The 14,942-nt window shown below is 60.3% G+C and carries 17 protein-coding genes; 16 read left to right on the top strand and 1 reads right to left on the bottom strand.

The genetic code is table 11. The features are described from left to right. Positions 1-119 precede the first annotated feature (119 nt). The 13 genes from flgF (at position 120) to fliP (ending at position 9,042) form a co-directional block, all read left to right on the top strand. Positions 120-854 carry a flagellar basal-body rod protein FlgF gene (gene flgF / locus CO660_RS20795; RefSeq protein ID WP_097600325.1) on the top strand — a complete coding sequence of 245 codons (735 nt, stop codon included), beginning with the start codon at positions 120-122 and terminating at the stop codon, positions 852-854. 3 nt (positions 855-857) lie between these two features. Continuing rightward, positions 858-2,255, top strand: a complete 1,398-nt coding sequence (gene fliI / locus CO660_RS20800) for a flagellar protein export ATPase FliI (RefSeq protein WP_097600326.1) — start codon at positions 858-860, stop codon at positions 2,253-2,255. A gap of 2 nt (positions 2,256-2,257) precedes the next feature. Continuing rightward, positions 2,258-2,800 (top strand): flagellar protein, encoded by a 543-nt coding sequence (locus CO660_RS20805; protein WP_097600327.1) that lies wholly within the window; start codon positions 2,258-2,260, stop codon positions 2,798-2,800. A gap of 159 nt (positions 2,801-2,959) precedes the next feature. Next, complete coding sequence (flgB, locus tag CO660_RS20810; RefSeq protein WP_085776953.1) at positions 2,960-3,352, top strand: flagellar basal body rod protein FlgB; 393 nt, start codon at positions 2,960-2,962, stop codon at positions 3,350-3,352. 5 nt (positions 3,353-3,357) lie between these two features. Then, on the top strand, positions 3,358-3,774 hold the full coding sequence (gene flgC / locus CO660_RS20815) for a flagellar basal body rod protein FlgC (RefSeq protein WP_064693821.1): 417 nt from the start codon (positions 3,358-3,360) through the stop codon (positions 3,772-3,774). Between the two features lie 3 nt (positions 3,775-3,777). After that, positions 3,778-4,119: a flagellar hook-basal body complex protein FliE gene (locus CO660_RS20820; protein WP_097600328.1), complete on the top strand. Its 342-nt coding sequence runs from the start codon at positions 3,778-3,780 to the stop codon at positions 4,117-4,119. Between the two features lie 18 nt (positions 4,120-4,137). Then, positions 4,138-4,926: a flagellar basal-body rod protein FlgG gene (gene flgG / locus CO660_RS20825; RefSeq protein WP_011424026.1), complete on the top strand. Its 789-nt coding sequence runs from the start codon at positions 4,138-4,140 to the stop codon at positions 4,924-4,926. A 16-nt stretch (positions 4,927-4,942) separates the two neighbouring features. Then, positions 4,943-5,425: a flagellar basal body P-ring formation chaperone FlgA gene (gene flgA, locus CO660_RS20830; RefSeq protein WP_097600329.1), complete on the top strand. Its 483-nt coding sequence runs from the start codon at positions 4,943-4,945 to the stop codon at positions 5,423-5,425. Next, a complete protein-coding gene (locus CO660_RS20835) occupies positions 5,422-6,543 on the top strand; it encodes a flagellar basal body P-ring protein FlgI (RefSeq protein ID WP_085776956.1) in 1,122 nt (373 codons plus the stop codon). The genes flgA and CO660_RS20835 overlap by 4 nt, the downstream gene beginning before the upstream one ends. Beyond that, positions 6,540-7,079 (top strand): MotE family protein, encoded by a 540-nt coding sequence (locus tag CO660_RS20840; RefSeq protein WP_085776957.1) that lies wholly within the window; start codon positions 6,540-6,542, stop codon positions 7,077-7,079. Before CO660_RS20835 ends, CO660_RS20840 begins: the two co-directional genes overlap by 4 nt. After that, the gene (gene flgH, locus CO660_RS20845; RefSeq protein ID WP_085776958.1) at positions 7,076-7,792 is read left to right on the top strand and encodes a flagellar basal body L-ring protein FlgH; all 717 of its coding nucleotides are present in this window, start codon (positions 7,076-7,078) and stop codon (positions 7,790-7,792) included. The genes CO660_RS20840 and flgH overlap by 4 nt, the downstream gene beginning before the upstream one ends. Positions 7,793-7,804: 12 nt before the next feature. Further along, positions 7,805-8,308 carry a flagellar basal body-associated FliL family protein gene (locus tag CO660_RS20850; RefSeq protein ID WP_097600330.1) on the top strand — a complete coding sequence of 168 codons (504 nt, stop codon included), beginning with the start codon at positions 7,805-7,807 and terminating at the stop codon, positions 8,306-8,308. After that, on the top strand, positions 8,305-9,042 hold the full coding sequence (gene fliP, locus CO660_RS20855) for a flagellar type III secretion system pore protein FliP (RefSeq protein ID WP_097600331.1): 738 nt from the start codon (positions 8,305-8,307) through the stop codon (positions 9,040-9,042). Before CO660_RS20850 ends, fliP begins: the two co-directional genes overlap by 4 nt. 79 nt (positions 9,043-9,121) lie before the next feature. Here the strand turns inward: fliP and CO660_RS20860 are convergent, their stop codons facing one another. Then, positions 9,122-11,038, bottom strand: a complete 1,917-nt coding sequence (locus CO660_RS20860) for a glycosyl transferase (RefSeq protein WP_097600332.1) — start codon at positions 11,036-11,038, stop codon at positions 9,122-9,124. Positions 11,039-11,468: 430 nt separating this feature from the next. On the opposite strand from CO660_RS20860, the gene CO660_RS20870 reads away from it, so the two are divergent. The 3 genes from CO660_RS20870 to CO660_RS20880 all read left to right on the top strand — a co-directional run bounded on the left by CO660_RS20870 (position 11,469) and on the right by CO660_RS20880 (position 14,722). Then, positions 11,469-12,374 carry a flagellin gene (locus tag CO660_RS20870; protein WP_085776962.1) on the top strand — a complete coding sequence of 302 codons (906 nt, stop codon included), beginning with the start codon at positions 11,469-11,471 and terminating at the stop codon, positions 12,372-12,374. A gap of 282 nt (positions 12,375-12,656) precedes the next feature. Next, positions 12,657-13,565 carry a flagellin gene (locus tag CO660_RS20875; RefSeq protein ID WP_085776963.1) on the top strand — a complete coding sequence of 303 codons (909 nt, stop codon included), beginning with the start codon at positions 12,657-12,659 and terminating at the stop codon, positions 13,563-13,565. A gap of 245 nt (positions 13,566-13,810) precedes the next feature. Next, positions 13,811-14,722: a flagellin gene (locus CO660_RS20880; protein WP_085776964.1), complete on the top strand. Its 912-nt coding sequence runs from the start codon at positions 13,811-13,813 to the stop codon at positions 14,720-14,722. Positions 14,723-14,942 lie beyond the last annotated feature (220 nt).

The raw sequence follows: 14,942 nt of genomic DNA on the forward strand, positions 1-14,942 counted from the left end.
GACGAATGGGCGCTCGCGTCCGTTTCTGAGATGCCGCCTCAGCGAAATTCCGGCCGAACCAGATCAGACGACGCCCGGCTTTTCGTTCCGTTCATCGCCAATGCTTGGAGCTTATAGACATGCAATCCGGTCTTTACGTTTCTCTGTCGTCGCAGATGGCGCTTGAAAAGCGCCTGAACACCATCGCCGACAACATGGCGAACGTGAACACCACGGGTTTTCGTGCCACCGAGGTGAAGTTCGACGAGATGGTGGCGGCCACCAAGAACAAGCTGAATACCAAGGTCGCCTTCGTTTCTCAGGGCAACGACTATCTGAACGAGCAGAACGGCGAGTTGCAGCACACCGGCAACATGCTCGATTTCGCCATTAAGGGCGATGCCTGGTTTGCGCTCGATACGCCAGCCGGCCGTGTGCTCACGAGGGACGGCCGCTTTACGCTCAAGGAAACCGGCGAACTCGTCTCCATCCGGGGATATCCCGTCCTCGATGCCGGCGGCGCACCGATTCAGCTGGACACGAAGGCCGGCGAGCCGGCTGTCGGCAGCGATGGCATCATCTATCAGGGCGACCGCCAGGTCGGCTCCCTCGGCCTGTTCGAGGCCGATATCAGCAAGGGTTACCTGCGTTACGAAAACAGCGGCATCATGACCACCGACCAGCCGCGCGCCGTCGTCGACCGCTTCAATGTCGGTGTCGAGCAGGGCTATCTGGAAAATTCCAACGTTAACGCCATGCGCGAGATCACTCAGCTGATCGAAGTCAACCGTGCCTTCGAAAGCATTTCCTCGCTGATGCGCGACAGCGAGGATTCGTTCAAGCAGGCCGTCCAGACGCTTGGGGGCAGCCGCTAAGCAATGAGCACAACGCTACTGTCCGAAGACGGCCTTTCTCCGAAGCTCGCGCATCTGGCGGGTCTCGTCGATCGATACGCATCGCCGGAATTCGCCGTCGCTCATGGCGGTCGCGTCCAGACCATCGCTGCCGGCCACTATACTGTTCGCGGTCTCTCCCGTCATGTTCGTCTCGGTGAATTCGTCGCGCATAAATCGGCGACCGGCATCCATCTCGGCGAGGTCGTGCGTGTCGAGCCGGACCTGATCTATGTCTGCCCGATCGAACCCGGTGAGCCGATCGGCATCCATGACACGGTCATTCGCAAGGGCGCCTTCCGAATTTCGCCATCCGACAGCTGGTGCGGGCGGACGATCAATTCGCTGTGTGAGCCGATCGACGGTCTGGGACCGATCGCCCAAGGTCTCGATCGCCGCTCGATTTCCAACGCCGCGCCACCCTCGATGACGCGCCAGCGCGTGGCGACCGGCTTCAAGACCGGCGTGCGCGCGATCGACATCTTTTCGCCGCTCTGCCTCGGCCAGCGTCTCGGCATCTTTGCCGGCTCCGGCGTCGGCAAGTCGACGCTTCTGTCCATGCTTGCCCGCGCCGACGCCTTCGACAAGGTGGTCATCGCCCTCGTCGGCGAACGCGGCCGCGAGGTGCGCGAATTCATCGAGGATACGCTCGGCAGCAATATGAAGAAGGCGATTGCCGTCGTCGCGACCAGCGACGAAAGCCCGATGCTGCGCAAGATGGCGCCGCTGACGGCGGTCACCATCGCCGAGCATTTCCGCGACAAGGGCGAGAACGTGCTCTTCATCGTCGACAGCGTCACCCGTTTCGCCCATGCGATCCGCGAGGTGGCGACCGCCTCCGGCGAACCGCCGATCGCCCGCGGTTATCCCGCCTCCGTTTTCACCGAGCTGCCGCGCCTGCTCGAACGCGCTGGTCCTGGCCCGGAGGGCGCCGGCACGATCACCGCCATCATCTCGATCCTCGTCGATGGCGACAATCACAACGACCCGATCGCCGATTCGACGCGCGGCATTCTCGACGGCCATATCGTCTTGCAGCGCAGTCTTGCCGAGGAAGGGCGCTATCCTCCGATCGATCCGCTCGCCTCGATCTCGCGTCTTGCCCGCAAGGCCTGGACGCCGGATCAGGAAAAGCTGGTGTCACGATTGAAGGTGTTGATCCACCGCTTTGAGGAAACGAGGGACCTGCGGCTGATCGGCGGTTATCGCCAAGGCGCCGATCCTGATCTCGACATGGCGGTCAAGCAGGTCCCTATCATTTACGACGTCCTGAAACAGTCTCCAGGCGATCGCGACTTGGTCGACGCTTTTGCCGATCTCGCCGGCGCGCTCAAGGCTGCTGCCGGCATGGGCAATCAGGGCGCACCCATGCAGAGGAGATAATAGTGGCTGATTTCGATGATGAACGCATCGCTTCCCTGAAGCCGCGCGACAAGACCGCCACTCTGGATCGGTTTCTCACCTTCGCCGGCCTGGCGCTTGCCGGCGCCTCCGCCTTTTTCCCCTGGTACGTCTTCTTCAATGCGGACAAGTTCGGCATCAACGTCGCCACCAGCAGCAATTCGCGCGAACTGCCGGATTGGCCCGCCCGCAACGTCTTCAGCGTCTCACCGCTGGCCATGGTCAACAAGAACGAGGCAGCCAAGAAGGCTCCGCCGGTCGATCCGCTGACGACGGCGACGGTCTCCGATCTCGGCAAGCAGCGTGACGGCGCCGCCATGCTGGAAGACCAGCCTTTCCCGGGCAAGTCTTCCTTCCGCCTTCTGCATGTGTCCAACGGCCGAGCGCTGATCGAGGATCCCTCGGGCATGTATGTGGTGCGCATCGGCTCGGTCCTGCCCGACGAAAGCCGCCTGGCGATGATCGAGCAGCGCGAGGGCAAGTGGGTGATCATCACCTCCAAGGGCGATATCTACAAGAACGATTGAACCTCTTCGCAAAGGCTGAAGACAAGAGGGCTCCCCCGCAAACCGGCAGGAGCCCTTTTCTCTGGCGGCCTTGGGCGAAGCGCCTCGATGGCCGGATTCCCGTAAGTCCCACGCAAGATTACCGCTCTAGGTTCCGGATAGTAAAAACGGAGAGTTCTCATGCAACCGATCCAACTTTTCGACTTGGCTTCGCGACAGGCGGAATGGCTGACGATCCGTCAGCAGGTTGTTGCCGGCAACATCGCGAATGCCAATACGCCGAAATTCCGCGCCAAAGACGTCACGCCCTTCGATGCCGTGCTGGACAGATCCGACATCACCATGGCGCGCACCAATCCGGCGCACTTCAGCGGCAACGATTTCAGCGCAAGCGGCGATATCGACGTCAAGGAAGCGGCCCTCGACCAGGAGATCGGCATTCAGGAATCCGGCAACACCGTCGGTTTGGCCGAGGAGCTTTCCAAGTCGGGTGACATCAAGCGCCAATACGATCTGAACACCTCCCTGGTCAGCTCCTTCAATCGCATGATGTTGATGACGGTCAGGAAGTAAGTGTCATGGATCCGCTTTCCGCAGCTATGAAAATCGCCGGTTCGGGGCTCGAGGCGCAATCGACGCGCCTGCGCATCGTCTCGGAAAACATTGCCAACGCCCGCTCGACCGGTGACACGCCGGGCGCCGATCCCTATCGCCGCAAGACGATCACCTTCGGCCAGCAGATGGACCGCACCAGCGGCGTCGAGACCGTCAACGTCAAGAAGGTCGGTGTCGACGAAGGCGACTTCAGCACCGAATTCGACCCCAGCAATCCGGCGGCGGACGCCAAGGGCGTCGTCAAATTGCCGAACGTCAACATCCTGGTCGAGATGGCCGACATGCGTGAAGCCAATCGCTCCTATGATGCCAATCTGCAGACCATCAAGCAGACCCGCGACCTCATCTCGTCCACGATCGATCTTCTGAAGAGCCAATAATCAATGATCAGCAGCGTCCAGAATGTCAGCAATCTTTCGATGACCCGCGCGCTCGGCGCCGTCGACTCCGAAAATTCCGCCTCGTCCTCCGCAACAGCCATGCCGGGCACCGCAGGTGCGGCCAACGGCCTGAGCTTCGCCTCCGTGCTGGGCGGCATGGCGACCGACGCCGTCAACAGCCTGAAGGGTGCCGAAAGCATGTCCTTCGCCGGCATCAAGGGCACGGCGACGACCCGTGAAGTCGTCGATTCCATGCTCCAGGCCGAGCAGACGCTGCAGACCGCGATTGCCATCCGCGACAAGGTCGTTTCGGCCTTTCTCGAAGTCACCAAGATGCAGATGTAACTGATTGAGGACGAACACATGAGAGCGCTCGCCATCGCAGCAACGGGCATGGATGCCCAGCAGACCAATCTGGAAGTCATCGCCAACAACATTGCGAACATCAACACGACGGGCTTCAAGCGGGCTCGCGCCGAGTTCACCGACCTTCTCTACCAGACCGAACGCGCCAAGGGCGTCGCCAACCGGGCCAACCAGGCCGTCGTTCCCGAAGGCGCCAATATCGGCCTCGGCGTCCAGACCTCCGCGGTCCGCAACCTGCATCTCCAGGGCGAACTCACGCAGACAGGCAACGATCTCGACGTGGCGCTGATCGGCAAGGGCTTCTTTCAGATCCAGTCGACCGATGGCACGACGCTCTATACTCGCGCCGGCGCTTTCAACAAGAATGACCAGGGCCAGCTCGTCACCATCGACGGCTATGAAGTCCTGCCTGGGATCACCATCCCTCAGGGTTCGACCGAACTGACCATCAGCCGCTCCGGCGAGGTCTCGGCCAAGCTGCCGGGCCAGACCGATCCGACCGTTCTCGGACAGCTGACGCTTGCCGATTTCGTCAACGAAGCGGGCCTTCAGCCGATCGGCGACAATCTCTTCCAGGAAACGCCGGCCTCGGGCGAGGCGGTTGTCGGTAACCCTGACGAGGAAGGCTTTGCCTATATGAAGCAGGGTTATCTGGAATCCTCGAACGTCGACCCGGTGAAGGAAATCACCGAGCTGATATCGGCTCAGCGTGCTTACGAAATGAATTCCAAGGTGATCACCACGGCTGATGAAATGGCCTCCATCGTCAGCAAGAACCTGAAGTAAAGGGAAGGGCCGAAACATGATGTTTTGCCGGGCAGGACGCATCTCAGGATGGGTGGCGGCAGCCACGATCGCAATCGCGGGCATCATCTTGCCCGTGAATGCGGATGCCGGCATGGGTTATGCCGTCGTCCCGACGACGATCATCTATCCCGGCGACACATTGTCGGGCAGCCAGCTTCAGGAGGTTGAGGTCACCAACCCCAACCTCACCGGCGATTATGCCAAATCGATTTCGCAGGTCGAAGGTCTGGTTTCCAAACGCACGCTGCTGCCGGGCCGTACGATCTCGGTTTCAGCGCTGCGCGAGCCCTATACGGTGACGCGCGGCTCTTCGATCCGCCTGGTCTTCTCTCTCGGCGCAATGACGATCTCCGCCGCCGGCACGCCGCTTGAAGACGGTGCGACGGGGCAGGTGGTCCGTGCGCGTAATATGGATTCCGGCGTCATCGTCAGCGGCACGGTGCTTGCGGACGGCACGATCCATGTGAGGGCGAAATGAAATTGTTCTTCCGTATCGTCACCTTTGTTGCGGTTGTCGCCATGAGTTTGGCCGACGTGGCGCCCGCCTGGGCGCTGACGTCCCGCATCAAGGATATCGCTTCGCTTCAGGCCGGCCGCGATAACCAGCTGATCGGGTACGGTCTCATCGTCGGCCTGCAGGGAACCGGCGACGGCTTCCGTTCCTCGCCCTTCACCGAGCAGTCGATGCGGGCAATGCTCCAGAATCTCGGCATCTCGACACAGGGCGGCCAGTCCAACGCGAAGAACACCGCGGCCGTGATGGTCACCGCCAACCTGCCGCCCTTCGCGAGCCCCGGCAGCCGTTTGGATGTTACGGTGAGCTCGCTCGGCGATGCGACTTCGCTGCGCGGCGGCACGCTCGTCATGACCTCTCTTTCCGGTGCCGACGGCCAGATCTACGCTGTCGCCCAGGGCTCCGTCATCGTCTCCGGCTTTCAGGCGCAGGGCCAGGCGGCGACGGTGACCGAAGGCGTCACCACTGCCGGCCGCGTGCCCGGCGGCGCGATCATCGAACGCGAACTGCCGTCCCACTTCAAGGATTCAGTCAATCTCGTCCTGCAGCTGCGCAATCCCGACTTCTCGACGGCGATCCGCATTGCCGACATCGTCAATGGCTATGCCTCCGCGCGCTTCGGCGGCCCGGTCGCCGAAGCCAAGGATTCGCAGGAAGTGGTGATCCAGAAACCGCGCACGGCCGATCTCACCCGGCTGATGGCCGACGTCGAAAACCTCATTGTCGAAACCGATACGCCGGCCAAGGTGGTTATCAACGAGCGCACCGGCACGATCGTCATCGGTTCCGATGTCCGCGTCTCGCCGGTCGCCGTCAGCTACGGCACTCTGACTGTTCAGGTCACCGAGACGCCGCAGATCATTCAGCCCGAACCATTCTCGCGCGGGCGGACTGCCGTTCAGCCGCAGACCGACATTGCGGCTGAGCAGACCGGTGGGCGCGTTGCCATCATCGACGGTCCCGACCTCAGGACCCTTGTCGCCGGCCTCAACAATATCGGCGTGAAACCGGATGGGATCATCGCCATTCTCCAGGGCATCAAGTCGGCGGGCGCCCTGCAGGCGGAGCTTGTGCTGCAATGATGACGATCCTGAATCCTGACATGACCGTGCTGCAGCTGCTGCGCCGCCTGGCGCTGCCGGCAGCCGGCCTCGTCCTTCTGTCGATCCCCGGCGCCTTCGCACAGGAGCATCCGGAGGGGGACATCACGTCTCAGGACGAGATCAAGCAATTCTGCACCAACATCGCCGATCCCGCCCGCGACCAACGCTACCTGCTGCAGAAACAGGAGCTGGAAAGGCTCCGCGCCGACATCGACGCCCGGATGGAAGAGATGGACAAGCGCAAGGCCGAATACCAGGACTGGCTGAAGCGGCGCGACGATTTCCTCAAGCAGGCCGAAGCCGGCCTCACCGATATCTACAAGAAGATGAAGCCGGATGCGGCGGCACTGCAGCTGCAGGATATGAACATCGAAGTAGCGTCGGCCGTCATCATGCGGCTCGGCCCGCGCCAGTCGAGCCTCATCCTCAACGAGATGGACTCGAAGAAGGCCGCGGCTATCGCCAGCGTCATCGCCAGTGCGTCCGATCCCAATACGTCGAAGGATCCTTCATGAATATGCGTTTCCCGGCCGCGATCGCCGCCCTCGCACTCCTTGCGGGCTGCCAGTCTCCGACGGCAGTCAGCGAGATCGGCCGTGCGCCCGCCATGAGCCCGATCGGCAGCGGACTTGCCTATGGCCAGACCCCGCAGATGGCGCTCTATCCGAAGCAGCCGCGCGCCGTGGCGCAGGGCTATTCGCTCTGGAGCGATTCGCAGGCCGCGCTCTTTAAGGATGCACGCGCTTTGAACGTCGGCGACATTCTGACCGTCGACATCCAGATCAACGACAAGGCCTCCTTCGACAACGAGACCAACCGCAGCCGCACGAATTCGAGCGGCATGAACTGGGACATCAATGCTCAGATCTTCGGCTGGACGCCTGAATCCAAGACCGATCTGACCTATGGTTCCGACACCAGCACCGACGGCAAGGGCAAGATCGAGCGCACTGACAAGCTCACCCTTCTCGTTGCGGCCGTCGTCACCGGCATTCTCGAAAACGGTAACCTCGTCATCTCAGGTTCGCAGGAAGTCCGTCTGAACCAGGAGCTGCGCATCCTGAACGTCGCCGGTATCGTGCGTCCGCAGGACGTCAACGCCGACAACCAGATCTCTTACGACAAGATCGCCGAAGCCCGCATCTCCTATGGCGGCCGGGGTCGCCTGATGGAAGTGCAGCAGCCTCCGCGCGGCCAGCAGGCCGTCGATCTTTTCTCGCCGCTTTGAGGCCGAACGACGATGGCAGACGAAGACATAAGCGCAGGTCAATCGAAGAAGAAATCCGGCCTGCTGACGATCGTCGGCATTGCCGCCCTGACGCTTCTCGGCGCCGGCGGCGGCTGGGCGGTCGGCACGATCGTCGCGCCCGAGATCAAGGGCGCCAAGGAGGTAGAGCAGGCCAAGGAAGCCGATGCCAAGAAGAAGGCCGAGGAAGGCCTGGCGCGCATCTCGACCGAGGCCAACAACGTCGTCCAGCTCGAGCCGATAACATCAAACCTTGCCTACCCTTCGGAAAACTGGGTCCGGCTCGAAGTCGCGCTGCTGTTCAACGGGCCGCCCGACGTCAAGATCGCCGAAGACATTCACCAGGATATCCTCGCCTATGTCAGGACGGTTTCCCTGCAGCAGATCGAGGGGCCGCGCGGCTTTCAATATCTCAAGGATGACATCCAGGAACGTGTTGACCTTCGCTCGCAAGGGCGGGTATCGAAGGTCATGTTCAGGACCTTTGTCATCGAATGATTCGTTTCATAGTTTTCCTTGCCGCCATGATGGCGGTACCGGAACTGGCGGTGGCACAGCAGCTGCCGACCGACTTGTTGAACGTGCCGGTCGATGGCTCCGTCGCCGCCTGGATCATCCGCACATTCGGCCTGCTGACTGTTCTTTCGGTCGCGCCGGGCATCCTGATCATGGTGACGAGCTTCCCGCGTTTCGTCATCGCCTTCTCGATCCTGCGCTCGGGGATGGGCATCTCCTCGACGCCTTCCAACATGATCCTGCTGTCGCTGTCGCTCTTCATGACCTTCTACGTCATGTCGCCGACCTTCGATCAGGCTTGGCAGAATGGCGTGCAGCCGCTGCTTGCCAACCAGATCAATGAGACAGAGGCGGTCCAGCGTATCGCCGAACCCTTCCGCACCTTCATGGCGGCCAATACCCGGGACAAGGATCTGGCGCTCTTCGTCGATCTTGCGCGCGAGCGCGGACAGAACATCCAGACGACCGATCCGATCGACTATCGCGTGCTGATCCCTGCCTTCATGATTTCCGAAATCCGCCGCGGCTTCGAGATCGGCTTTCTCGTCGTGCTGCCGTTCCTCGTCATCGACCTCATCGTCGCAACCATCACCATGGCGATGGGCATGATGATGCTGCCGCCGACGTCGATCTCGCTGCCTTTCAAGATTCTCTTCTTCGTACTGATCGACGGCTGGAACCTGCTCGTCGGCAGCCTGGTGCGCTCGTTCAGCTGATCGGCTGAGCTCTCTATATTTCGAAAAAAGGAAACCCCGCCGGATCCGCTCCGGCGGGGTTCATCATGCAGTCGAACCGTTACTCGGCCGCGAAGGGGGCCGTTCGCGGGGGCATCGCTGGAATATCCATGTGCTCGGGCGCCAGGCGCTGTTTCGCCCGTTCGGCCATGATTTCGTAGGCCTTCTCCAGGTGATGGCAGAAACGTTCGGCGTCGAACAGCGGCGCGATATAACGCTGCTCCTTCAGATGTGCCTTGTATTCGGCGATCCGCTCGGGATTCTGCGCCAGCTCGACGGCGAGATCCTCGTATGCCTGCAGGTCGCTTGCGACGAGCTCGGGTAGATCGATCGCCCTGAGCAGGCTTTCGCTGACGCGCGAGGCGAAGTTGGTGCCCTTGACCGTCAAAACCGGCAGGCCGCCCCAGAGCTGCTCCGAGGTGGTCGTGTGACCGTTGACAGGGAAGGTGTCTATCCCGAGGTCGGCTGCCTGCTGGCGGCTGATGTGATCTTCGTAGGGCGCGCGCGGGCAGAAGATGATGCGCTTGGGCGCAATGCCGGCGCCCTGGAACTGCTTCAGCAGGTTCGCCTGGTTGCGCGGCGAATTGGCCATCAGCCAGAGCACGCTGTTCGGCGCCCGCTTGAGGATGCGGCACCAGCTGTTGACCACATCGGGCGTGATCTTGCGGTTGCCGTTGAAGGAGGCGAAGATGAAGGCCTCTTCCGGCAGGCCGAGTTGCTCGCGGGTGACCGGACGCGGCTTCGGGCGATGCATCGGATCGTTCGGCTGGTAGCTCTCCGGAAGCCGGCAGAATTTCTCGTGGAAGAATGGCTTGGCCACGTCGGGCAGCACCGAATGGTCGCCGATGACGTAGTCCAGGTCGATGTTGACGGTGCTGCCGGGAAAACCGAGCCATCCGACATGAACAGGTGCCAGCGGCAGGTTGAAGGCTGACGCGCGGCTGCCCGACGTATGACCCTTCAGATCGACCATGATGTCGATATTGTGCTCGCGTACGATTTCCAGCACCGCCTGGTCGGAGAAACCGTGAATGTCGACGATCCTGCCCCAGCGGCTGCGGTCGGTGTCGTTATGCTTCAGGTATTCGGGGCCCGTATGGCAGAAGAGCGTCACCTCGAACCTGTCCTTGTCGTGCAGTTCGAGAATGCGCTGCAGCAGCTTCATCGTCGCGTGGCGATCCCAGAAATCCGATGACATATATCCGATGCGGATCTTGTTTGACCATGTGTGCGGCTGGTTGCGGCGGAACGCGACCCGTTCCTGGTCAAGCGGGGTCGTGCCTATCGTTGCATATCGGTTGAAATCTTCGTTGCCGCACCAGTGCAGATGATAGAATGGATTGTCCTTGCGCAGGATCTCCAGATCACCCTTTGCCAGGGCCTCGTCGATCACTGCCTGATGCTTGGCCGCCTCTTCGAAATCGTTGAATTCACGAGCGAATACAAGGTGAAGAAAGCGGAAGGCGTGATTGCCTGGAAAGCGCTTGAAGAGGTTGCGCGCAAGCGTCTGGTTGGTCGCGTCGTTGAGATCGTCGCTGAGCAGCAGGGCCGCCAGGCGCATGTGATCGGGGTTCATGCTTTCCGACAGAACCGTCTTGAACGGGCGGATGATATCTCGCTGCTGGCGCTTCAGATAGATCGCGGTGATGATGAAGGCGAGTTCGGGATCTTCCTGCGCCCTGCTGAGATTGCGCATGGCGATCAGCAGCGCTTCGTCCTGGTGGCCGGTTTCGTAGTGCAGCTTGGCAGCCTGCTTCTGATATTCGTAGGCGTTCGGTCCTTCGCAATTGCCGGCCAGGCCATAGGCCTTCGCGGCATCGGCCTTGAAGCCGAGCTGCACGAGGTTCTTGGCCAGCAGCGCATAGGTCTTGGCGTCCTGCTGAGTATCGATGAGCTGGTTGAGCGTCGCCAAGGACTTTGTGTAGCGGCCCGCCTGGTAATCTTTGGATGCCGCAGAGAACGAAACTTTGCTGTTCAAAACCCAACTCCGTGAAGGAAATTTTCTGGCATGGCTGTCGATCGCCGGGCGCGCACGATCCGTCCTCCCAGGCAACGGGTGGATTGATCCGATGATGCTATCCCGGCACCTGCCACGTTGCCATTCGAAGCTTGCTTGAAACAGGTGCGCCTCATGAAGACACTGTCTCGCCCGAGAGAAAACGGCTTCTGTCACGATACGTTAGCATGCGAAGGGATAGATTCAGCCGGTATTAACTATGGGATGTAAGGTGCCGGAGCGGAGCCTCCATTTTTAAGAAGTTGGCAAGCATTGGCTGCGAGATTGCCCTGGACATGACGGGTTTGGGCCAAACAAGCAGGCGCCGAGTAGCATGAAGCTGGTCCGTCATCGCCGGTAATACAGTCCGGTATGTCCTCCTTTTTGTATCTAGTTTCCAGGGGACAGATTTATGACAAGCATTAACACGAATTCTTCCGCACAGGCCGCTCTCCAGACGCTGCGCAATGTCAACCAGGGCCTCAACAAGACGCAGAACCACGTTTCATCCGGTTATCGCGTCGAGAAGGCTTCCGACAACGCTGCTTACTGGTCGATCGCAACGACCATGCGTTCGGACAACAAGGCACTGTCGGCCGTTTCCGACGCCCTCGGCGTGGGTGCTGCGAAGGTCGATACCGCTTATACCGCCATGGACAGCGCCATCGACGTCGTCGGCGAAATCAAGGCCAAGCTGGTTGCCGCGACTGAAAACGGCGTCGACAAGGCCAAGGTGCAGGAAGAAATCGGTCAGTTGCAGCAGCAGCTCCTGAGCATCGCCCAGTCGGCATCCTTCAATGGTGAGAACTGGGTTGCTGGCGCTGCCGGCACCAAGAGCGTCGTTTCCTCCTTCGTCCGCGACGGCTCGAACGCCGTATCGATCACCACGACCGATTACGTTCTCAACAGCGGTTCCGCCGGCAACGTTCTGTTCGGCATGAGCAACGGCACGGTCGAAACTTCCACGGGTATCCTCGGTACGTCGACGGGCGCGACCGGTTCTATCTACTCGATGAACATCACCAACTTCACCGCCGGTCAGATCCAGACGGCTCTGACCAACGTCGAATCGGCTCTGAAGTCGATGACCAGCGCCGGTGCCGCTCTCGGCTCGCTCTCCAGCCGCATCGACAGCCAGGAAGACTTCGTATCGGCTCTCAGCGACTCGATCGACTCCGGTATCGGCCGTCTCGTCGACGCCGACATGGAAGAAGAATCGTCGAAACTCAGCGCCCTGCAGACCCAGCAGCAGCTGGCGATCCAGTCGCTGTCGATCGCGAACTCCTCTTCGCAGAACATCCTGTCGCTCTTCCGCTAAAGCGGTCGGCACAAGGCTTTCAAGTTTCGCGGCCGGGTCAGCCCCGGCCGCGAAATGTTTTAACATAAGGTTAATGAGCGTCCGCCTAAGTATCAGATATTTTTACGGAATTTCCATTTTGAATTTAGCTTTCCTTAACCATCTTGCTGTTTTCTAGGCCCATCGAAACGGCGAGTTAACCCTAACGAGAATGGTTAACAGGCATGATGCTGATCGCTGTGGGCCGGACGAAAATCCGGAATGTCCCTTTTTTAAGATCTGCCAACAAGGGGCAAACTTACAATGACGAGCATCAACACCAATAACGCTGCAATGGCAGCCCTTCAGACTCTGCGCGGTGTCAACCAGGGTCTCCAGACCACCCAGGCTCATGTTTCGTCCGGCTATCGTGTCGGCAAGGCTGCCGACAACGCTGCCTACTGGTCGATAGCAACGACCATGCGTTCGGACAACAAGGCGCTTTCGGCTGTTTCCGACGCTCTCGGCCTCGGCGCTGCCAAGGTCGACACGGCTTACTCCGCCATGGACAGCGCCATCGACGTCGTCGGCGACATCAAGGCCAAGCTGGTTGCCGCGACTGAAAACGGCGTCGACAAGGCCAAGGTCCAGGAAGAAATCAGCCAGCTGCAGCAGCAGCTCCTGAGCGTCGCTCAGTCGGCTTCCTTCTCCGGTGAAAACTGGGTTGCCGGCGCTAACGGCACGAAGAACGTCGTTGCCTCCTTCGTCCGCGACGGCTCCAACGCCGTTTCGGTCGTGATGACCGACTATGTTCTCGACAACAGCTCCACGGGCAACGTCCTGTTCGGCATGAGCGCCGGCGCGGTTGAAACCTCCACGGGTATCCTCGGTACTTCGAACGGCGCAACCGGTTCCGTCTACGCGATGGACATCACCAACTTCACCCTCGGCCAGATCCAAACGGCTCTGACCAACGTTGAGTCGGCTCTGAAGTCCATGACCAGCGCCGGTGCTGCTCTCGGCTCGATCTCTAAGCGCATCGAGCTTCAGGAGAACTTCGTATCGGCTCTCAGCGACTCGATCGACTCCGGTATCGGCCGTCTCGTCGACGCCGACATGGAAGAAGAGTCCTCCAAACTCAGCGCCCTGCAGACCCAGCAGCAGCTCGCCGTCCAGTCCCTGTCGATTGCGAACTCCTCTTCGCAGACCATCCTGTCGCTCTTCCGCGGCTAATAAACGCCAGAAAATATGGCCCGCCGGTCTCCGGCGGGCACCTCTGCTCGAGCCGCGCTTCGATGAAGCGCGGCTTTCTTATTTCCGTTAACGATTGATTAACCATAATGTTGTCTTCTCAGCTCAACGAGACGGCGGGTTAACCGACATTAAAAACCGGTTAACAGGCATGAGGCTGATCCCCGTTCCCGGTAACATTCCGGAATGTCCCTTTTTCCCAGATGCCAACAAGGGGCAATCATTTCATGACCAGCATTTTGACGAACGTCGCGGCAATGGCCGCACTTCAGACACTCCGCGGAATCAACGACAGCCTCGAAGACACGCAGAACCACGTCTCGTCGGGTTATCGTGTTGAAAAGGCTGCCGACAATGCCGCTTACTGGTCGATCGCAACGACCATGCGTTCGGACAACAAGGCGCTTTCGGCCGTGTCCGACGCTCTTGGCCTCGGCGCCGCCAAGGTCGACACCGCCTACTCCGCCATGGACAGCGCCATCGACGTCATCAGCGAGATCAAGGCGAAGATCGTTGCCGCAACCGAAAAGGGCGTCGACAAGACCAAGGTCCAGGAGGAAATCGGTCAGCTGCAGCAGCAGCTTCTGAGCATCGCACAGTCGGCTTCCTTCTCCGGTGAAAACTGGGTCGCCGGCGCCGATGGCACCAAGAGCGTCGTGTCGACCTTTGTCCGCGACGGTAACGGCAATGTCTCGGTCAAGACGACCGACTACGTCCTGGACACGAGCTCCACGGGCAACGTTCTCTTCGGCATGACCTCGACCGGTACGATCGAGACAACTTCCGGCATCATCGGCACATCCTACGGCACGATCGGTTCGATCTACTCTATGGACATCAGCACCTTCGGTTCGGCTGAGATCTCCATGGCCCTGACCTCGATTGAGGCCGGCCTCGAAGCGATGACCAAGGCTGCATCGCAGCTCGGTTCGATTTCGACCCGTATCGAATTGCAGGAGAACTTCGTCGGAGCGCTCAGCGATTCGATCGACTCGGGCGTCGGCCGCCTCGTCGATGCCGACATGGAAGAGGAATCGAGCAAGCTGACGGCGTTGCAAACCCAGCAGCAGCTGGCGATCCAGTCGCTGTCGATCGCCAACTCCAGCGCGCAGAACATCCTCACGCTGTTCCGCAGCTAAATCAGCCGCTGAAGCTGGATCGAATCTTGCGCCGCCGATCGGCCGCAAGCAGGAAACCTTCCGGACCGCGCCCGAAACGGCGCGGTTCTTTGTTTTATATCAATAGCTTAACGTACGAGATAATCCGCTTGTCGCGCTCTTGGCGCCGCTCTTGCCCAACAAGTTGATATCGAGTTAACTTCGCCTTGAGTTGATTTGCTTTTGCGACGCGCCGGTGAAA

This window comes from Rhizobium sp. L9, from assembly GCF_002531885.1.
GTDB lineage: Bacteria > Pseudomonadota > Alphaproteobacteria > Rhizobiales > Rhizobiaceae > Rhizobium.